The sequence below is a fragment of the Xanthobacter sp. 91 genome (assembly GCF_000702385.1).
GTDB lineage: Bacteria > Pseudomonadota > Alphaproteobacteria > Rhizobiales > Xanthobacteraceae > Xanthobacter > Xanthobacter aminoxidans.
The window spans coordinates 1,883,170-1,901,742 of sequence record NZ_JNIB01000001.1 but is presented as its reverse complement, the minus strand read 5'-3'; the positions used below and the strand labels follow the sequence as shown (position 1 = coordinate 1,901,742).

The 18,573-nt window shown below is 69.9% G+C and carries 16 protein-coding genes; 5 read left to right on the top strand and 11 right to left on the bottom strand.

Features of this window, described 5'->3' with window-relative positions; genetic code table 11:
* Nucleotides 1-55 precede the first annotated feature (55 nt).
* Complete coding sequence (locus A37E_RS0109070) at nt 56-850, bottom strand: RNA pseudouridine synthase (RefSeq protein WP_029556307.1); 795 nt, start codon at nt 848-850, stop codon at nt 56-58.
* Nucleotides 810-1,379, bottom strand: a complete 570-nt coding sequence (locus A37E_RS0109065) for an O-acetyl-ADP-ribose deacetylase (RefSeq protein WP_029556306.1) — start codon at nt 1,377-1,379, stop codon at nt 810-812. The genes A37E_RS0109070 and A37E_RS0109065 overlap by 41 nt, the downstream gene beginning before the upstream one ends.
* Nucleotides 1,380-1,464: 85 nt before the next feature.
* On the opposite strand from A37E_RS0109065, the gene A37E_RS0109060 reads away from it, so the two are divergent.
* Nucleotides 1,465-1,992, top strand: coding sequence for a hypothetical protein (locus tag A37E_RS0109060; RefSeq protein WP_029556305.1), 528 nt, complete (start codon nt 1,465-1,467; stop codon nt 1,990-1,992).
* Between the two features lie 52 nt (nt 1,993-2,044).
* Here the strand turns inward: A37E_RS0109060 and A37E_RS0109055 are convergent, their stop codons facing one another.
* Entirely contained in the window at nt 2,045-3,085 is a 1,041-nt protein-coding gene (locus A37E_RS0109055) for a patatin-like phospholipase family protein (RefSeq protein WP_029556304.1), read from the bottom strand.
* A gap of 16 nt (nt 3,086-3,101) precedes the next feature.
* Entirely contained in the window at nt 3,102-3,884 is a 783-nt protein-coding gene (locus tag A37E_RS0109050) for a 3-hydroxybutyrate dehydrogenase (protein ID WP_024276557.1), read from the bottom strand.
* A 310-nt stretch (nt 3,885-4,194) separates the two neighbouring features.
* Here A37E_RS0109050 and A37E_RS0109045 point away from each other — a divergent pair, with 310 nt between their 5' ends.
* The 4 genes from A37E_RS0109045 to A37E_RS0109030 all read left to right on the top strand — a co-directional run bounded on the left by A37E_RS0109045 (nt 4,195) and on the right by A37E_RS0109030 (nt 7,703).
* On the top strand, nt 4,195-4,686 hold the full coding sequence (locus A37E_RS0109045) for a Fur family transcriptional regulator (protein WP_081837798.1): 492 nt from the start codon (nt 4,195-4,197) through the stop codon (nt 4,684-4,686).
* 196 nt (nt 4,687-4,882) lie between these two features.
* On the top strand, nt 4,883-6,130 hold the full coding sequence (ispG, locus tag A37E_RS0109040; protein WP_051679401.1) for a flavodoxin-dependent (E)-4-hydroxy-3-methylbut-2-enyl-diphosphate synthase: 1,248 nt from the start codon (nt 4,883-4,885) through the stop codon (nt 6,128-6,130).
* Between the two features lie 103 nt (nt 6,131-6,233).
* Entirely contained in the window at nt 6,234-7,145 is a 912-nt protein-coding gene (locus A37E_RS0109035) for a DUF2076 domain-containing protein (RefSeq protein WP_029556301.1), read from the top strand.
* 192 nt (nt 7,146-7,337) lie between these two features.
* Entirely contained in the window at nt 7,338-7,703 is a 366-nt protein-coding gene (locus tag A37E_RS0109030) for a helix-turn-helix transcriptional regulator (protein ID WP_024276561.1), read from the top strand.
* 18 nt (nt 7,704-7,721) lie between these two features.
* Here A37E_RS0109030 and A37E_RS0109025 read toward each other — a convergent pair whose 3' ends face one another.
* From A37E_RS0109025 to A37E_RS0108995, 7 genes are all read right to left on the bottom strand, one after another.
* Nucleotides 7,722-8,183 carry a hypothetical protein gene (locus A37E_RS0109025; protein WP_245279298.1) on the bottom strand — a complete coding sequence of 154 codons (462 nt, stop codon included), beginning with the start codon at nt 8,181-8,183 and terminating at the stop codon, nt 7,722-7,724.
* Between the two features lie 132 nt (nt 8,184-8,315).
* Nucleotides 8,316-8,759, bottom strand: a complete 444-nt coding sequence (locus A37E_RS0109020) for a Crp/Fnr family transcriptional regulator (protein ID WP_029556300.1) — start codon at nt 8,757-8,759, stop codon at nt 8,316-8,318.
* 21 nt (nt 8,760-8,780) lie between these two features.
* Nucleotides 8,781-11,429, bottom strand: coding sequence for an ABC transporter ATP-binding protein/permease (locus A37E_RS0109015; protein ID WP_156026271.1), 2,649 nt, complete (start codon nt 11,427-11,429; stop codon nt 8,781-8,783).
* Nucleotides 11,430-11,490: 61 nt separating this feature from the next.
* Entirely contained in the window at nt 11,491-13,677 is a 2,187-nt protein-coding gene (locus tag A37E_RS0109010) for an adenylate/guanylate cyclase domain-containing protein (protein WP_029556298.1), read from the bottom strand.
* A gap of 80 nt (nt 13,678-13,757) precedes the next feature.
* The gene (locus A37E_RS0109005; protein ID WP_024276566.1) at nt 13,758-15,089 is read right to left on the bottom strand and encodes a bifunctional diguanylate cyclase/phosphodiesterase; all 1,332 of its coding nucleotides are present in this window, start codon (nt 15,087-15,089) and stop codon (nt 13,758-13,760) included.
* Between the two features lie 202 nt (nt 15,090-15,291).
* Nucleotides 15,292-18,000, bottom strand: a complete 2,709-nt coding sequence (locus A37E_RS0109000) for a bifunctional acetate--CoA ligase family protein/GNAT family N-acetyltransferase (RefSeq protein WP_038192809.1) — start codon at nt 17,998-18,000, stop codon at nt 15,292-15,294.
* A 96-nt stretch (nt 18,001-18,096) separates the two neighbouring features.
* Nucleotides 18,097-18,486, bottom strand: coding sequence for a response regulator (locus A37E_RS0108995; RefSeq protein WP_024276568.1), 390 nt, complete (start codon nt 18,484-18,486; stop codon nt 18,097-18,099).
* Nucleotides 18,487-18,573: the final 87 nt, after the last annotated feature.

The window sequence follows — 18,573 nt, the reverse complement described above, 5'->3', positions numbered from 1 at the left end:
ACACGGAGCAAGTTCCGGGCCAGATTGCCCCAACGGAACCCGCTTCACAAATGGGTCAGGCCTTGCTTTCAGCTGTCCCGAGCTTGGCGAAGGCGACCTGATCGGCGGCGGTGCCCACGGCAACCGGATCGAGGCCGAGATGGGAAAGCGTCTCGCACATATGCGGCGGCAAAGGGGCGCTCACGTCCACCGGCGGAGCGCCCGCCTTGAGAGGAACCACCACGCGGCGGGAGTGCAGGTGCAGCTTCGGCCCGCCGGGCAGGCGCGAGGCGCCGCCATAGATGGCATCACCGAGAATGGGCGTGCCGAGATGGGAGAGGTGGGCTCGCAGCTGGTGGGTGCGCCCCGTCACCGGCGATAGCGCGATGACCGCAAGGTCGCCGGCCCGGTGCAGCACCTGAAAATCGGTGATCGCCTCCTGCGCGCCCGGCGATCCCTTGGGCACCGCCTGCATCCACCAGCCGCGATGGGGCGAGCGTTTGGCCAGGGGCTGGTCGATCCGCCCCGCGTCCGCCGCCGGGGCGCCGAGGGTGACGGCCACATAGGTCTTGCCCACGGCGCCGCTGGCGAACAGCTTTCCAAGCTGCGCCAGCGCCTTGGTGTGGCGGCCGAGCACGAGGCAGCCGGAGGTGTCCTTGTCCAGCCTGTGCGCCAGCTCGGGCGCGCGAGGCAGGCCGAAGCGCAAAGCGTCGAGATGATCGGCCAGCGTCTCCCCGCCCTTCGGTCCGGCATGGACGGGCAGGCCGTACGGCTTGTCGATGATGAGCATCAGCCCGTCGCGGTGGAGGAGGGGGAGGTCCCGCCCGGTCTCAGGGGCGGGGTGCGATGCCGTGGGCGCGGAGGGCGTCATGATGGAGGTCGGCGGAGCCTTGCGAGAAGCAGCAGAAGACCACGCGGGTCACGCTGCCGGGGCCTCCAAGATGGGCGAGGACGGCGCCGACCGCCAGTGGGGCGGCCCGCTCGGGCGGAAATCCATAGATTCCCGTGGAGATGGCGGGGAAAGCGATGGAGGCGAGGCCGGCTTCGTCCGCGCGCCGCAGGCTTTCCCGGTAGCAGGATGCGAGCAGCGCATCCTCATCCGCGCCGCCGCCCCGCCAGACGGGACCGACCGTGTGGATGACGCGGCGCGCCGGGAGCCGGAATCCCGGGGTAAGGCGCGCCTCGCCGGTGGGGCAGCCGCCCAGCGTCCGGCAATGCGCCAACAGCTCAGGCCCGGCGGCGCGGTGGATGGCGCCGTCGACGCCACCGCCGCCGAGCAGGGAGGCGTTGGCGGCGTTCACGATGGCGTCAGTGGCGAGGCGGGTGATGTCGGCGACGATCACCGCGCAGTCTGTGGCGCCGCGCGGCTCCGTGCGGTGAGAGGCGCGTATCTCGTTCATGGCTGGCGGTCCTGCGGCAGTCTCACAATCCACATAATCGGTGGCCTAGCCATAGGGGTCGGAAAACAAGAAGGAGATCCGCCCCATGGCCCATCCCCGCAAGACGGAACGCCGCCTTCTCACGGATTCGGAAGTGGAGCTGGTGGAGAAGTCCCGCCAGCCCGTGGTGAGCGCACTCGGCGACGGCGAGGTGAATGACCTCGTGGCCCAGCTGCGCGAGCGCCGCGATCGCGCCGTCACCATCGCGAACAACCAGCGCCGGGCCCTGCGCGGCAAGGGCGGTCGCGGCGAGGTGACGTTCGACAAGGCCGATTCCGGCAATCGCCAGAAGGCCTCCGTCCTCACCGATGCCCTCACCCGCGCCCGCCGCGAGCAGACCCGCCGCCGCACCCAGGCGGCCCGGGCCGAGCTGGTGGAGAATGCGCACAAGGCACTGGAGCTGAAGCGCGATTCCAAGCGCGCCAAGCGCCCGGCGAACCTGCCGCGCCCCAATACGGGCATGACCCCGAAGGAGCGCACGCGCCTTGAGCGCATCGGCTCGGCTTCCGGCGAGGCCGGCCGCGTCACCAAGTTCGTGTCGGTGGCGCAGGCCAAAAAGGATTCGCGTGGCTAAGGTCGCGCGCAGCTGAGCACGCTTTCGGCAGGCCCGCTCCGGCGGGCCTGTCTCAATCCGCCAGTTCCAGCCTCAGATCCAGCGTCGAGCGACGGCCGAGGTCGTCGAAATGCTCGGCGAGGAACGTGTCCGCCGCCGCCCGGCCGAGGTCGCGCAGGTGCTGGAGGAAGGACCATTCCGCGTTGAGCTTGGAGGTGGCGTCCAGCGCCGCCAACTGGTGCTCGCCGCCGATGCGGTGCAGCCGCACCCGACGGAAGGGCGAGCCGCCCAAGGTCCAGCGGCTGATGAGCCCCTGTTCGATCAGCTTCGCCGCATTGTCGATGGCCCGCAACTGGGCGAGCAGCGAGGCATTGAAGGTGATCTCGTTGATCCGATTCTGGATTTCGCTGGCGGTGCGGGGCGTGGTCTCGCGCACCACCGGGTTGATCTGGACCAGCAGGATGTCGTCCGCGTCCGCCATCTCGTAGAGCGGGAACAGCGGCGGATTGCCCATGTAGCCGCCGTCCCAATAGGGCACGCCGTCGATTTCCACCGCCTGGAACAGGAAGGGAAGGCAGGCGGACGCCATCACCGCGTCCGCCGTCATCTCCTCGTGCCCGAAGATGCGGGCGCGGCCGGTGTGGACGTTGGTGGCGGAGATGAACACCTTCACCTGCGCCTTCCGGATGGCCTCGAAATCCACATGGGCTTCGAGAATCTCGCGCAGCGGGTTGATGTTCAGCGGATTGAAATCGTAGGGCGACAGGAAGCGCGAGGCCACCTCGAAGGCGAGATAGACCGGGTTCTTGGCGAGCGACCAGTTGCCCATGAGCCGGTCGAAGGCCGAGCGCTGGATGGGCGACATCCGCCCGTCGCGCGACACATCCTTCCAGAACTGGGACAGGGCGTGGCGCGCCTCCTCCGGGTCGCCCTTGGCGAGCCCGGCGGCGAGCACCACCGCGTTCATGGCGCCCGCGCTGGTGCCGGTGATGCCGGCGATGGCGATTCGCTCGTCCTGCAGCAGGCGATCGAGCACACCCCAGGTGAAGGCGCCATGGGCGCCTCCCCCCTGGAGCGCGAGGCTGAGCGGCTTGACGCCGTCGCGCCGGGTCACGGCCGGAGCCCCGGCGTCACTCCGCCACCCAGCCGCCGTCGATCTGCTGCATGGAGCCGGTGATGGAGCGGGCGTTGTCCGAGGCGAGGAAGACGGCATAGGCAGCCACCTCTTCCACCGTCACGAACTCCTTGGTGGGCTGGGCGGCGAGAATAACGTTCTTCTTCACCTCTTCCTCGGTGATGCCGCGCGCCTTGGCGGTGTCCGGAATCTGCTTCTCCACGAGGGGGGTCCAGACGTAGCCGGGGCAGATGGCGTTCACGGTGATGCCGAAGGTCGCGGTCTCGAGCGCCGCGGTCTTGGTCAGGCCGGCGATGCCGTGCTTGGCCGCGACATAGGCGGACTTGAAGGGCGAGGCGACGAGGGCGTGGGCCGAGGCCGTGCTGATGATGCGGCCCCACTTCCGCGCCTTCATGCCGGGGATGGCCGCGCGCATGGCGAAGAAGGCCGCCGACAGGTTGATGGCGATGATGGTGTTCCAGGTGTCGATCGGGAATTCCTCGATCGGCGCCACGTGCTGGATGCCGGCGTTGTTCACGAGGATGTCGCAGGCGCCCAGCTCGGTCTCGGCGAGCTTCACCATGCCTTCGATCTCGTCCGCCTTCAGCATGTTGGCCGGCGAATAGAGTGCCTTCACGCCGAACTCGCTCTCGATGGCGGAACGCTCCTTCTCGATGGCGGCGGCGTCGCCGAGGCCGTTGATGACGACGTTCGCGCCTTCCTTGGCGAAGGCCCGGGCATAGGCAAGCCCGATTCCGCTGGTGGACCCGGTGACGACGGCGACCTTCCCCTTGAGCATGGCTATTCCCCGAAAAGGCGGCACGGCCCCTGCGGAGCCGGCGGCACGGTGTAGCGGAACGGTGTGACGCTGCTGTCACGCGGTGCCTGAGCGCCGCGCTGGCTCGCAAGACCATCACACGCAGGCGTGCCTGCGGCCGGCACATTGCAACGCCGTCCGCTGCGGTGCAATCCGGCCGGCGAGACTTCCCGTCCTCCCTTCGTTCACCCGACCCGTGGCGGAAACGGGGGACATCCACTAGATTTGCAGGGTGACCCGAACCGACGCCCATACCAAGGACCACGACCACGGCCAATGCGTGGCAGGCGCCATGTCGCGCGTGGAGGAGTGCTGCGCGCGCAAGGGCCTGCGCATGACTCCGCTGCGGCGCAACGTCATGAAGGCCCTGGCGGAGAGCCATGTGCCGCTCGGCGCCTACGAGATCGTGCAGAAGCTCTCCGCCGCCGGAGACCCGGCGCCGCCCATGTCGGTCTACCGGGTGCTCGATTTCCTGGTGGCCGAAGGCCTCGCCCACCGCATCGAGAGCCGCAATGCCTTTCTTGCCTGCGCCCATCCTCACGATGATACCGACGTGGTGGTCTTCCTCATCTGCGAGCGCTGCGGCCTGACGCGGGAGGTGGCCTCCCATGCCATCGGCCGTGATCTCGCCTGGGCGGCGCGCGCTGCCGGCTTCGAGCCCCGCCAGCGGGTGCTGGAGGTCGCCGGCACTTGCGCCGATTGCCGGGAGGCGGCGTCCGCCGCCCCTGCGCCTGCGGCCAAGGGGGCGGCCAAGGGCGCGGCCAAGGAAACCGCCGGCGGTTGATTCTTTCCTGCCCCCGGCCTACTCGAAACCCGGCCGCATCGACGTCCGTAATGCGGTCCACGCCTGCCCCGGCGCCGTACACCTGCGGATCGCCCGTCGTTCGAGGACCAGACCCATGACCAGCGCCGAAACCCTCACCAGCGCCGCGCCCGTGGTTCCCGTCGAGCTGCTTGAGGCCGGGCCGGCCCGCCGGCACATGACGGTGGGCGTTCCCGTCGGCCGGGTGATGGTGGGCGGCGGGGCGCCGGTGGTGGTCCAGTCCATGACCAACACCGATACGGCCGACATCGCCGGCACCGTGCGGCAGGTCGCGGCGCTCGCCCGTGCCGGGTCCGAGATCGTGCGCATCACGGTGGACCGCGACGAGGCGGCCGCCGCCGTGCCGCACATTCACGAGAAGCTGCTGGCGCAGGGCATCGACGTGCCCCTCGTGGGCGATTTCCATTACATCGGCCACAAGCTGCTGGCCGATCATCCCGCCTGCGCGGAGGCGCTGGCGAAATACCGCATCAATCCCGGCAATGTGGGCTTCGGCGACAAGAAGGACCGGCAGTTCGCCGCCATCGTCGAAACCGCCATCACGCACGACAAGCCGGTGCGCATCGGCGCCAACTGGGGCTCCCTCGACGGCGAGCTGCTGACCCGCCTGATGGACGAGAACGCTCGCCTGCCCAAGCCTGCGGAAGCGCGGGCGGTGACGCGCGAGGCGCTGGTGCGCTCGGCGCTGCTTTCGGCGGCGCTGGCGGAGGAGATCGGCCTCGGCCGCAACCGCATCATCCTCTCCGCCAAGGTGTCGGCGGTGCAGGACCTGATCGCGGTCTATTCCGAGCTGGCGCGCCGCTCCGACTATGCGCTGCACCTCGGCCTCACCGAGGCGGGCATGGGATCGAAGGGCATCGTCGCCTCCACGGCAGCCATGGGCGTGGTGCTCCAGCAGGGCATCGGCGACACCATCCGCGTGTCGCTGACCCCCGAGCCCAACGGCGACCGCACCCGGGAGGTGCAGGTGGCGCAGGAAATCCTGCAGACCATGGGCCTGCGCACCTTCGTGCCGCTGGTGGCCGCCTGCCCCGGCTGCGGCCGCACCACCTCGACCGTGTTCCAGGAGCTGGCGCAGAGCGTGCAGGACATGATCCGCACCCGGATGCCGGTGTGGAAGGCGCAATATCCCGGCGTCGAGACCCTGAATGTGGCGGTCATGGGCTGCATCGTGAACGGGCCGGGGGAGTCCAAGCACGCCGACATCGGCATCTCGCTGCCCGGAACCGGCGAGACGCCCTCCGCCCCCGTCTTCATCGACGGCAAGAAGGTCGCGACCCTGCGCGGCGCCAACATCCAGGAAGAGTTCCGCCAGATGGTGGAAGCCTATGTGGAGAAGCGCTTCGGCTTCGGCGGCGGGGCGAGCGCGGCGGACAGCGGCACCCCGGCCGACGCGGCGGAGTGACCCTGCTCCGCTACCGCGGCGTTACAAAAATTTCATGCGGGGAGCCCTTCCCCGGCCATGCTCGTCTGCTCATATCCTCGCCATCCACTCACCGGAGGCGGAAATGACCCCCGAGGAACGTGCCCTGATCGACGGCCTGTTCGATCGCATGCGCAGTGTTGCCAGCCAGCCGCGCGATGCGGAGGCCGAGGCGCTGATCGCGCGCCGCGTCGCCGAGGCACCCCACGCCACCTATGCCCTCGCCCAGAGCGTTCTGGTGCAGGAGCACGCCCTGCAGCAGGCCTATGGCCGCGTGCAGGATCTGGAGGCCCAGCTTGCCGATGCCGAAGCCCGCGCGGCCGAGGCGCAGCAGCGTTCGTCCGGGTCGTCCGGTGGCTTCCTTGGCGGCCTGTTCGGCGGCAGCCGCTCGTCCGTTCCGTCCGCAGGCGCGCGGGACAATGGCCAGTATGCAGGCCAGCCGTCCTCCGGCCAGCCTTGGGGCCAGTCTTCGACCCAGCCGCAGCCGGGCCAGCCCATGGGCCTGCCCGCCGGTTACGGCCAGCAGGGTTATTCTCAGCAGGGTTATGCCCAGCAAGGCGGGTATCCGCAGCAGGGCTACCCCCAGCAGGGTGGTTACGGCCAGCAGGGCGGACCGTGGGCCCAGCAGGCCGCGCCCCAGCCGCAACGCAGCGGCGGTGGCTTCCTGCAGGGTGCGCTCGCCACGGCGGCGGGTGTCGCCGGTGGCGCGCTGCTCTATGACGGCATCAAGAACATGATGACCGGTGGCGGCGGCGCGGTGGCCCATGCGGCCGCGGCCGAGCTCGGCAAGCCCGAGACCCCCGGCACCGGCAATCTCGGTCAGGACGCCCAGGCGGCGCTGGGCGGTCAGAACGCCGGCACCGACAATTTCTGGAACGGCTCGAGCCAGCAAGAAGCGGGCTATGAGGAGGCCGGGCCCGAAGACACCGGCTATGACGACATCGGTGACGAAGCCGGCTGGGATGACGGCGGCGGCGACGACAGCAGCTGGACCTGACATCCCGACAGGATTGATGGGTGAACGAACGGCGGCGCTCTGCGCCGCCGTTTTCGTTTGCCGGCAGGCTTTCCCGTATGCTTCCCCATGGACGAGCCGCGGGTGATGGGGCTATCCGGTCTGATGTGTGGGGCGCGGCCTTCCGGCTCGCCCTTGCACCACGAAAATGGGTGGAACCACAAGGACCCCGGCATGACGCCCTTCGGACGCCGGGTGCGCGACCTGCGCGCCCAACGCGGCGTGACCCTCACCGAGATGGCGCGGGCCATCGGCGTCACGCCCACCTATCTCTCGGCGCTGGAGACCGGAAAGCGCGGCAAGCCCACCTGGGCCCTCACCCAGCGCATCATCGCCTATTTCAACGTGATCTGGGACGAGGCGGAGGATCTTCAGCGCCTCGCCGAGCTGTCGCAGCCGCGGGTGGTGGTGGACACCGCCGATCTGTCGCCGCAGGCGACCGAGCTGGCCAACCTGCTCGCCCGCGAGATCGGCCACCTGCCGCAGGAGGCGGTGGCCGAACTGCTGGGGCGCCTCAAGATCCTGCGACGCCGGGGCTGAGCGGGCGGTGTCGCACCCTCACGGCTTGAGGCAGACCGCCACCACCTGCTTCACCGGATGAAGGCATTCCACCTCGGTCTTGTCGCCGCGTGCCGAGAAGACGGCGATGTGCTGCATGCCGCGGTCCACGTTCACGCAATAGCCGCCGATCACGCTCTCGCCGGTCTCGCAGGAGGCGAGGCAGCCGGCCTCGGGACACGCCGAAGCGCGCAGCGTGATGTTGGCCGAGGCCGCGGCACCGGCGGCGCCAGCCGGGCCGACCGGACCTTGCGCGCCCTGCGGACCGGCCGGACCTGCGGGGCCAGCCGGACCAGGCGCACCCGCCGGGCCGGCGGGACCGGCAACGCCGGCGGGCCCCTGTGCGCCCGCTGCCCCTGCGGGGCCGGCCGGGCCGGGCTTGCCCTCGAAGCAGGCGGCAAGGCTGAGGGCCAGCGCGAGACCCACCACGGCTTTCACCATCTTCATGTGTGTACCCCCCATGGACCTTTTCATTGGTGATCCATGGTGGCGTCTTACCTTGCGGGATGCAAGCGGCGAGAGCGCCGGCGTGGCGGTGAAAAGATGATCCGGCTCAGAGGTTTGGGGCGCGCCGCCGGGCGATCGCAGACGTCGTCAGCCGCGGGCCTTCACCAGCGCGCGCGTCGTCTCCTGAAGCCGCAGCGCGAGGTCGCGCAGCACGGAACGGGCGAGGGAGGGTGTCTTGTCCAGCAGCGCGAGGAACAGGTCCGTTTCCATGCGCAGCACGCTCATGGGCTCACCCGCGCGCACCGTGGCGCTGCGGGCTTCGCCGGTGAGCACGCCCATCTCGCCCACCACCGTATCCTTGGCGAGCCGGGTGATCTCATGGGTGGCGCCGCCGGCCGTCACCTCGATGACGGCGGTGCCATCGAGGATGACATAGGCGGCGTCGGGCGCCTCGCCCTGGTGGAACAGCACGTCGCCCGGCGCCACGTCGAGCCGCGTCGCGGAGAAGGCGAGCAGCCGGAGCTGGCTCGGCTCCAGATCGCGGAACATGGGGATGCGGGAGAGGACGCGGGCCTCGTCTTCAATGCTCATGACCTGATCCTTGTCGGCCCCTCACGTCCCGGTGGCGGAGAGTTCCACCCCCTCGATGCGCTCCACCTGCCCGTGGGTGAGCACGATCACCTGCGCGAACAGTTCAAGCGGCTCGGCGGAATCGAGCACCACCAGCGTGGTGCGCCCTTCGCGGTGAGCGAGCACGGTCTCGATCAGCCGGCTCTGCTCGGACGGCGCCAGCGGGGCCAGAGCGTCGTCGATGATGAGCAGATCGGGCTCCGCCACGAGACAGCGGGCGAGGGTCAGCTTGCCGCGCTCGGCGGCCGAGAGGGGCAGGCCGCCCTCGCCCAGCGCCACGTCGAGGCTCAGGCGCTCCACCTGGGCGATGAAGCCGTCCTGTTTCAGGCATTCGCGCACCAGATCGTCCACCGTGGCGGCGGCGCCGGCGCGGTCAGCGGCGATGCGGCCGAACAGCAGGTTGTCGCGCACGGTCAGCGCCCGGCAGTAGCTGTCCGGCTGGTAGCGGGCGAGGGGTGTGCCGGACACCTCCTTCAGATGGGCCAATTGCGCGCGGGTGGCGAGCGCCCGCTGCTGCCAGTCCTCATCGATGAGGCCGAAGCGGTGGCGCGGCTCGCAATAGCGTCCGGCGACACGCAGCAGCAGCGCCCGCTCGTCCGGCGCCAAACCGACGCCGGTGCCGGCATGGGCGAGGAGCGTGCGCGCGGCGGTCATCTCCTCCGCGCGCAGCAGGCCCTTGGTGTCGATGTCCGCGATGGCGTCCTGTCCGCCGGCAAGCTCGGCGAGGGTGCGCAGGGCGCTGAGCCCGAGGGCGGTCAGATCGTCGGCGACGCCGAGCCGCTCCAGCTCGGGCATCAGGCCGGGATCGGAGAGCAGCGAGGCGGCGCCGCGCGTGTCGTTCAGCGGCGCCGCGAACAGGATGTTTTCCGCCAGCGTCATGAAGCGGTTGAAGGCGGCGAAGCGGAACGGCTCGATCAGCACGCGTCCCGTCTCCTGCTGGCGGCGGGCGATAGCGTCGGTGACGGCGGCGCGGGCGGTCACGATGCGCTCGGCCAGCGCGGGGCTCGCCTCGGGATCGAGCCGGCGTTCGAGGCCGAGCCGCACCACGAGATCGCCGAGCCCCGCAAGGCTCAAGGCGGCGAGGATCGCCCGGTCGAGCTGGGCCGCATCGTCGAGGCCGGAGGGCTCGGGCTCGGTGGCGCCGGGGGCCGGCCGGCCGGGGTGGCGCTCCAGCGCGCACAGCATGTTCTCGCGCAGGGACGCGTTGAGCACGATGGGGTCGCCGCCGGCATAGGCCACGTGCCGGCCGATGACGGATTCAGGGACACTCGAAAGATCGTGCCCGCCAATGCGCACCGAGCCGCTGTAGAGCGAGATGGCACGGCCGCAGACGCGCGCCACCGCATGCTTGCCGCCGGCGTCCGGTCCCTTGAGCGCCACCGCCGTGCCGGCGGGCACATCGAGGCTCACGCCATCGAGGAGAAGACTGCCGGCGGGGTCCACCACGCCGAGGTCGGCGATCTTCAGCGCGCCGTCGAAGGGTACGCCCTCCCAGCCGGTGTCGTCCTGCGAGCCCTTGGGCCAGACTTCCTGTGTTTCGAGATAGTAGCGGGCGAAATCGTAGCGCACCTGCGCGACGACGCGCTTCTCGTCCCACTCGATCAGCTCTTTCAGCGGCTCGGGGATCTGGCCGTAGGCCGCGACCACCGCCACGAGCTGGCCGATGTTGATGGCGCCGGTCAGCGCCAGCCAGCCGCCGACGAAATAGAACACCAGCGTCGGCACGTCCGACATGAGCAGGTTCAGCACCCGGTCGGTGAAGTTCTGCCGCTTGAGATCGAGGCTCGCCTCGGACACCACGGCAAGGCGCCCGTCCACCGCCGCGCGCTCCCACGGGCTGGTGGCGAAGCCATGGACGAGGGGCAGGCGGTCGATGCCGGCCATCACCCTTTTGCCCAGCGCCACCGCCTCGCGCTGGTAGATTTGCAGCTTGTGGGCGTTGTCGCGCCGCTGGATGCCCAGCAGCACGTAGTTGAGCGCGAGGATGCCGATGGCGCAGCCGCCCAGCGTCGCATTCTGGGTGAAGATGAGCAGCGTCGCCGAGCCGATGAGGCCGGCGGACTTCAGCGGCTGCGCGAAGGCCATGCCGGCGAAGGGGGAGATGGGCCCCACCTCGAACCGCAGCATGTTGCCCACTTCCATCGCCTTGCTTTTCATCGGCGCCTCGGGGCGCAGGCGCTGGATGACGTCGAACAATTGGCGGCGCAGCCCGACGATGATCCGCTCGCCGAGCCGGGCCTTCGCCATCTCGATGAGGCGGGAAATGTGCTGCTGGATGAGCTGCAGCGCGAACAAGAGCGCCGCAAGCCCGGCGAGCAGCCCGAAGGCGGAGACCTCGAACCCGGAGAGATCGATGATGACGCCGCCGCCGAGAAAGTCCGGCCAGGCGAGATCGAAGTCGAACAGCTTGGGCACCGTCCCGCTGATGGAATCCGTCACGCCGTTGACGATGAGGCGCGGCAATTCCAGCGAGGCGTAGTTGAACGGCAGCAGCAGCAGGACGAGGGCGAACAGCTTGATGTGGGACAGCGGCTCGGCGCGCCAGAGATAGGTGAGCACGTCGCGCGGGAGCGCTTCCCGCGTCGCCGGGGTCGTTCCACCGTTCGGGGAGGCTCGATCCGTGCCGCTCATCACGACTTTTCTGCAGGCGGTCTAGCGTGTTGGCAAGGGGTAAGACTGGTGGCGGGAGCGTTCAGGCCGAGGCGGCCGGCGCGTCGGTCTGGTCCGCCGCACCCCGGCACCGCTCCGCATAGAGGCCGTAGAAGCGGGCCAGCCGCGCCGGTGCGCTCGCCGCGAGCGCTTCGGCCAGCGCCTCCGCCTCTCCGAAGCTTCCCGCGCCATAGGCGGCCATCAGCGCGCCGTGCCGTTCTTCGAGTCGGGAGAAGGCGTCGGACCGCGAGAAATCCGGGTCGCCGGCGAGGAGATAGAGCTGGCTCGCCTTGGACTTGCCCTTGAGCATGAGGAGGTCGGCTTCGAGGAAGGCGAGGTCGCCCGCCGCCTCGCGCGTCGCCTCGGAGACCAGGATGTCCACCCGCATGGACTTGGTGGCGCCCTCGATGCGGGAGGCGAGGTTCACGTCGTCGCCGAGGCAGGAATATTCGAGCCGCTGCGCCGAGCCGAGATTGCCGACGCAGCAGGGCCCGGTGGCGAGCCCGATGCCGCAGCGCACGGGATGCCACGGCCGCCCCTGCGCTTCCGCCGCGCGGCGCCACTCCGCGTTCAGCGCCTCCAGCCGCTCCGACATGGCGAGGGCGCAGAGTGCGGCGTTGCGGGCGTGGGCCGCATCGTCCACCGGCGCGTTCCAGAAGGCCATGATGGCGTCGCCAATGTACTTGTCGATGGTGCCGCCATGGGCGAGCACCACCTCCGTCATGGGCGTGAGATAGGCGTTCATGAAGCGGGTGAGGGCCTGCGCGTCCATGGTCTCCGACAAGGAGGTGAAGTCGCGCAGGTCGCAGAACAGGATGGTGATCTCGCGGGTCTCCCCACCGAGGACGAGGCGTTCGGGGTTCTCCGCGAGGCGCTCCACCACCTTGGGCGAGACGAAGCGGCCGAACACCGAGCGCACCCATTTCTTCTGCCGCTGCTCGTCGCGATAGAGGGCGAGCACGCCCATGCCGTAGACACCAAGCACCGCCGCCCCCGGCCCCATGGGATCGAGCAGCAGATCGAAGCGGGTGAAGGCCAGCCACGCCCCGGCCGCAAGCCCCGCCACGACGGCGAGGCCGAGCACCCCGGCGACGGGCGCGGAAACGCGGGGCAGGGCCAGCGCCAGCAGGAGCCCGAGCAGGCCGGTGAGCACGATCTCCGCGCCGCGGGCCCAGTCCGGCCGCACGAGGCGGGCGCCTGCAACGATGTGCTCGATAAGCTGCGCCTGCACTTCCACGCCGGGCACGGCGGCATCAAGGGGTGTTGCCCGCGTATCCATCAGCCCCGGCGCGCTGGAGCCGACGAGGATGATGCGCCCCTCGACGTCGGCGGGCGGCACCTTGCCGTCGAGCACGTCGGCGGCGGAGAGAAAGCGGCGGGGGTCGGTGGCGGTGAAGCGGACCCGGACCTCGCCCGCGGCATCGGTCGCCACATCGAGCGTGCCGATCTTCACCGCGGTGATGCCGGACTTGGTGCCGAAGGCCTGATCGCCGCTGGCATTGGAGGCGCGCACCACATAGGTGGACGCGCCCTGCGCCACGCGCAGCGCCTCCGCCGACAGGCTCGGCACCAGCTTGCCGTCGAGGCCGAGGAGGATGGGCACGCGGCGCACCACCTGGTCGCGATCGGGCAGCCAGTTCAGCGCGCCGATGCCGCGGGCGGCGGTGGCCAGCTCGGGCAAGGGCGCGACGGCGCCGGAGAAGCGCGGCACGAAGGCGCGCGGATCGTCGCCCGCGCTGGCCATGCCCCATTTCTCCGGATAGGCGCCGCCCGTGCCGTGGGTGAGGATGGCGCCGAGCACGGACGGGCTGGCCTTGAGCGTCGCGGCGAGCTGCTGGTCGGAGCTGTCGCGGCCTGCCAGCGCCGCCTCGGCCGGGGCACGGGCCTCGGCGGGCAGCAGCTTCACCACGCTCGCGGGGTCGAGCCGGTCCGGCTCGGAAAACACCATGTCGAAGGCGATGGCCGCCGCGCCGAGGGCGGCCAGCTTCTGCGTCAGCTCCGCCACCGTGGTGCGCGGCCAGGGCCATTGGCCCACGCGGGCGAGGGAGGCGTCGTCCACGTCCACCACCCGCACCGGCAGATCGGGGTCGTAGGGCCGCGGGGCGGCGCGCTGGTAGAGGTCGAACAGGCCGTTGCGCAGATCCTGCAAGGGCGCGGGATCTGCCCCCATCACCAGAAGGCCGGCTGCAAGGGGGCCGCCGACGGCGAGCCAATAGAGGCGGGACCACATGCGGCAGGCGATTTCCGTTGCGACGACGGGAGCCTAGCGCGGCAAAAGACGAGGCGGAAGGCGGGGTGAAGGGCGGTGGCTCAGCTCGCCAGTCGCCGCTCGGCGATATAGGCGCGCAGCGCTTCTTCCGTCATGGGGCGGCCGAGATAGAAGCCCTGCACCTCGTCGCAGGAATCGGCCTTGAGAACGGCGAGCTGGCTTTCCGTCTCCACCCCTTCCGCCACCACCTGCATCCCGAGCGCCCGGCCGAGGCCGAGGATGGCCTGCACGATGGCGAGCGCGCCCTTGCTCTGGTCGAGGTCGCCGACGAAGCGGCGGTCGATCTTGAGCGCGTCGAACGGGAAGGTGCGGAGATAGCCGAGCGAGGAATAACCGGTGCCGAAATCGTCCATGGACAGGCGGACGCCGAGCTTCTTCAGCCCTTCGAGGATGTCGAGGGCCTTGTCGGTGTTCTCGATCAGCACGCTCTCGGTGATCTCCAGCTCCAGCCGGTGGGCCGGCAGGCTGGTGGCCCGGAGCGCGGATTCCACCGTGCCCACCAGTTCGCCGTTGCGGAACTGGACCACGGAGACGTTCACCGAGACGTTCAGCTCGGGCAGGCGGGAGATGGTGTCGCAGGCCTTGCGCAGCACCCATTCGCCAAGCGGAATCACCAGCCCGCTCTTCTCGGCGATGGGCACGAACTCGTCGGGGGCGAGGCGGCCGAGCTGGGGGTGGTCCCAGCGGATCAGTGCCTCGACACCGAGCAGCTCCAGCGTGCGCGCGTCGCAGCGCGGCTGGAACAGCAGCACGAATTCGTCCGAAACGATGGCGCGCCGCAGGTCGCCTTCCAGCGTGCGGCGCCCGGCCATCTCGTCGTTCATGTCGGCCGCGAAATAGCAGCAGGCGCCGGGGCCCTCGTCCTTCGCCCGGTTGAGGGCGAGCTCGGCGCAATGGATCAGGCTGTCGGGCTCGTGGGCATCGAGAGGCGCGAGGGCGATGCCCATGTCAGCCTGTGGATAGGCGACGGCCCCCGAGGGAAGCGCCACCGGGACGCTCAGCGCGGCCTGCAACCGGCGGTGGAGCCCGTCCACGGCCTTCGAATCGGCGAGGCCGGTGGCGACCAGAATGAACTCGTCGGCTCCGACGCGGGCGACGAGATCGTTGTCGCGCACGCAGCGGCGCAACCGTCGCGCGGTCTCCGCGAGGATCAGGTCACCGGAGGCGAGCCCGTACATCTCGTTGAGCTGGCGGAAATTGTCGATGTCGAGCGCAAACACGGCAAGCGTGCGCCGGCCTTCCTGCGGCGAGCTGAGCGCGCCGGCGAGGAACTCCATCATCAGAAGGCGGTTCGGCAGACTGGTTACGGGATCATGCAGCGCAAGATATTCCGATTGCCAGGGGCCTCGCGCTACTTCATTGGCATCGCTCACGATTCACTCTTGCCGGTCATGGCGACGGCGTTCCCGATCCCTGCCACCAAGGGGGTGGTCGGGCGGCCTCCGGCGCATCTTTTCCTCCCCCGAACCCTTCCAGCGCTCGTCGTCGCCGGTTGTCCGAGCTCGGAAACCAACGGCATCGTGGAGCCTCCCCCGAGCGGTGGCAATAGGGATATCGCCGTAACGTTCACGAGCGTCAAGCTTCCTCTGGTATCTGAACACCAACATCGGACGGCACGTCAAGGTTGAGGACCACGCGCATCACCGAGGGGTCGTCACTGCCCGGAGTCGCCTTGAAGCCGAGATCCTCGGCGAGGCGCAGCATGGGGCCGTTCTCGCGCATCACGTCTCCGAACACCTGCCGCAGTCCTCTCTTTCTGGCGTGGGCGAGAATCTCGCTCATCAGCTGGAAGCCGAGGCCTTTGCCCTTGAAATCCGACCGAACCATGATCGCGTATTCGGCGGCGTCGTTGTCGGGGTCCGCGATAATGCGCACCACGCCGCAGATGTCCCCGTTGTCCTCCTGCGCCACGAAGGCCATCTCGCGGTCGTAGTCGATCTGCGACAGGCGGGCTGCCATCAGGTGCGGGAAGTCCTTCACCGAGCCGAGGAAGCGCATCCGCACGTCCTGCGGGTCGGAGCGGTGCACCACGTCCACGAGGCCGGGCTCGTCCTCCGGCCGGATCGGCCGCAGCGCCACGGTCGAGCCGTCGGTCAGCTCCAGCGTCTTCGACAGGTCGGACGGGAAGGGCTTGATGGCGAAGCGGTCGGTGCCTTCCACCCGGGTCGGATGCACCACGATGCGGGCGTCGAGGGCGAGGACGCCGTGCTCGTCGGCGAGCAGCGGGTTGATGTCCAGCTCGGCGATCTGCGGCAGGTCGGCGAGCAGCTCGGCCACCTTCACCAGCGTGCCGGCCACCGCATTCATGTCGGCGGGCGGATGGTCGCGATAGCCGGCCAGCAGCTTCGCCACCCGCGTGCGCTCGATCATCTCGCGGGCCAGCACCCCGTTGAGCGGCGGCAGCGCCACCGCCCGGTCGCCGATGACCTCCACCGCCGTGCCGCCCTGGCCGAACAGCACCACCGGGCCGAAGGTCTTGTCGTAGCCGATGCCGGCGATCAGCTCCTGGGCATTGGGCCGGCGGATCATCGCCTGCACCGTGAAGCCCTCGATGCGCACGCCGGGACGCTTCTCCGCGACGGAGGCGATGATGGCCCGGCAGGCGTCTTCGACCGCTGTGGAGGAGCGCAGGTCGAGCCGCACGCCACCCACGTCGGACTTGTGGGTGAGATCGTGGGACAGCACCTTCACCACCACCGGGAAGCCAATCGCCTCGGCAAGGCGCCCGGCCTCCTCTGGGGTCGTGGCGATGCGGGTGTCCACCACCGGGATGTCATAGGCGGCGAGCACCGCCTTCGCCTCCACCTCGGTCAGGGCCGAGCGGCCGGCGGCGAGAACCCCCTCCACCAGCCGGCGGGCGGCGGGGCGGTCGGGCTCGTCGAAGGAGCGCGCGGGCGGCGTCTCCATGAGAAGGGTCTGGTTGCGCTGGTAGGCGACCAGATGGCCGAAGGCGCGCACCGCCTCGTCCGGCGTGTCGTAGGTGGGAATGCGGCGGCCGGCGAAGCGGCGGCGGGCGTTGGCGGCGGCGCTCTCGCCGAGCCAGCAGGTGAGCACGGGCGCGCGCTGGCGCGCCTCCAGCACCGCCATCACCCCGTCGGCGGCGGCGCTGCTGTCGGAAAGGGCGTTGGGCGCGTGCAGCACCAGCACGGCGTCGGAGCCCTTGTCGGCGAGCAACGCTTTGAGGGCGGCGCCGTAGCGTGCGCCGTCCGCATCCGCCTGGATATCCACCGGATTGGAGCGCGACCACGTGCGGGGCAGCACCTTGTCGAGGGCTTCCACCGTCGCCGGCAGGAGGGTGCCGAGCCGGCCGGCGCTGCCCTCCAGCGCATCCACCGCCACCACGCCGGCGCCGCCGCCATTGGTGAGGATGGCGAGCCGCTCGCCGGTGAGGCGGATGCCAGCGGAGAGCGTCGTCACCGCCTCGAACAGCTCCCGCATCTCGTGCACGCGCAGCATGCCGGCGCGGCGCAGCGCGGCGTCGAACACGAGATCGCTGCCGGCGAGGACGCCGGTGTGGGACAAGGCGGCCTGCGCTCCCGCCACGCTGCGTCCGGCCTTGATGACGATGACCGGCTTGGCGCGCGCCGCGATGCGCCCGGCCGACATGAACTTGCGCGCATCGGCGATGCTCTCGACATAGAGCAGGATGGCGCGGGTGGTGTTGTCGAGGGCGAGATAGTCGAGCAAATCGCCGAAATCCACGTCCGCCTTCTCGCCCAGCGCCGCCACATGGGAAAAGCCGAAGCCGCGGGCGTGGGCCCAGTCCAGCACCGCCGCGGTCATGGTGTCGGACTGGCTGACGAAGGCGACGTCGCCCTTGGCCGGCATCAGGTGGGCAATGCTGGCGTTGATGTGCGGGCGGGTGGAGATGAAACCGAGACCGTTCGGCCCGATGATGCGCAGGAGATGCGGACGCGCCGCATCCAGGAGCGCCTGACGCTGTTCCGCCCCCTCGAACTGCTCGCCCGGTCCGTAGCCGGCCGGAAGTACCACGGCGGCGCGGCAGCCCTTCTCGCCGAGCTGCGAGATCACGCGGGGCGCCTCGTCGGGCGGCGCCGCGACGACGGCGAGGTCCACCGGGATCGGCAGATCTGCCACCGAGGCGTAGTTGAGCGAGGAGCGGATGGCCCGTTCCTTCGGATTGACGGAGAGGATGGGCCCCTCGAACCCAGCCTCGAACAGGTTGCGCGCGGCCAGCGCACCGACGGTGCCGGTGCGGTTGCTGGCGCCCACCAGGGCAATGGCACGGGGATGGAAGAGGGCGTCGAGATTGCGCGTGGTCATGGCGGCCTCGATGCTTCGGACCCCGCCTCAGGTTCGGCGCGGCGGTCCGTCGGTAACGCTAGGGAAAATGGGGCAAGTGGGAAAGGCGAAATCGTCTCAGCAGGGGCGGGAGCGAACGAAGCTGTCGCGCACCGCCTCGGCCAGCTGGTTGCCGAGGAGCGGCTTCTCGATGATCGCGACCCCCTGGTCGGTGGCGCGCCGGCGCACATGCAGGGCCGGGTTGCTGGTGATGAGGAAGGCCGGCAGATGGACGTGGCGCCGGTCGAGCTCCCGCAGCAGGTCGAGACCGTTGATCCCGGGGAGATTGTAGTCCACAATCATGCAACCGCCACAGGACAGGTCGGCCGCAAGCACGTCCTCCGAGCGCGCATAGGTCTGCACGTTGAAGCCGTCCACCTCGAGGGCGAATTTCAGTGAATTGCAGACCGCCGGATCATCGTCAACGATATGGACGACGAACGCGGGCGGCTCTTCCAACGCCATCATCCCAACGATTCTCCCACGACCCGTTCGCGGGTCCGCGTGGTCGGTGCCTATAACCTACTTTGGGAGGGGGCTCCGGGGCCTTGCGTT

Excerpts from the sequence above, each read along its gene's own strand:
- A37E_RS0109060 (WP_029556305.1), top strand. The coding sequence starts at position 1,465 with ATGGCCCATCCCCGCAAGACGGAACGCCGCCTTCTCACGGATTCGGAA.
- A37E_RS0109030 (WP_024276561.1), top strand. The coding sequence starts at position 7,338 with ATGACGCCCTTCGGACGCCGGGTGCGCGACCTGCGCGCCCAACGCGGC.
- A37E_RS0109025 (WP_245279298.1), bottom strand. The coding sequence starts at position 8,183 with ATGGGGGGTACACACATGAAGATGGTGAAAGCCGTGGTGGGTCTCGCG.
- A37E_RS0109035 (WP_029556301.1), top strand. The coding sequence starts at position 6,234 with ATGACCCCCGAGGAACGTGCCCTGATCGACGGCCTGTTCGATCGCATG.
- A37E_RS0109010 (WP_029556298.1), bottom strand. The coding sequence starts at position 13,677 with ATGTGGTCCCGCCTCTATTGGCTCGCCGTCGGCGGCCCCCTTGCAGCC.
- A37E_RS0108995 (WP_024276568.1), bottom strand. The coding sequence starts at position 18,486 with ATGATGGCGTTGGAAGAGCCGCCCGCGTTCGTCGTCCATATCGTTGAC.
- A37E_RS0109050 (WP_024276557.1), bottom strand. The coding sequence starts at position 3,884 with ATGCTCAAGGGGAAGGTCGCCGTCGTCACCGGGTCCACCAGCGGAATC.
- A37E_RS0109015 (WP_156026271.1), bottom strand. The coding sequence starts at position 11,429 with ATGAGCGGCACGGATCGAGCCTCCCCGAACGGTGGAACGACCCCGGCG.
- A37E_RS0109070 (WP_029556307.1), bottom strand. The coding sequence starts at position 850 with ATGACGCCCTCCGCGCCCACGGCATCGCACCCCGCCCCTGAGACCGGG.
- ispG (WP_051679401.1), top strand. The coding sequence starts at position 4,883 with ATGACGGTGGGCGTTCCCGTCGGCCGGGTGATGGTGGGCGGCGGGGCG.
- A37E_RS0109000 (WP_038192809.1), bottom strand. The coding sequence starts at position 18,000 with ATGACCACGCGCAATCTCGACGCCCTCTTCCATCCCCGTGCCATTGCC.
- A37E_RS0109020 (WP_029556300.1), bottom strand. The coding sequence starts at position 8,759 with ATGAGCATTGAAGACGAGGCCCGCGTCCTCTCCCGCATCCCCATGTTC.
- A37E_RS0109065 (WP_029556306.1), bottom strand. The coding sequence starts at position 1,379 with ATGAACGAGATACGCGCCTCTCACCGCACGGAGCCGCGCGGCGCCACA.
- A37E_RS0109045 (WP_081837798.1), top strand. The coding sequence starts at position 4,195 with ATGTCGCGCGTGGAGGAGTGCTGCGCGCGCAAGGGCCTGCGCATGACT.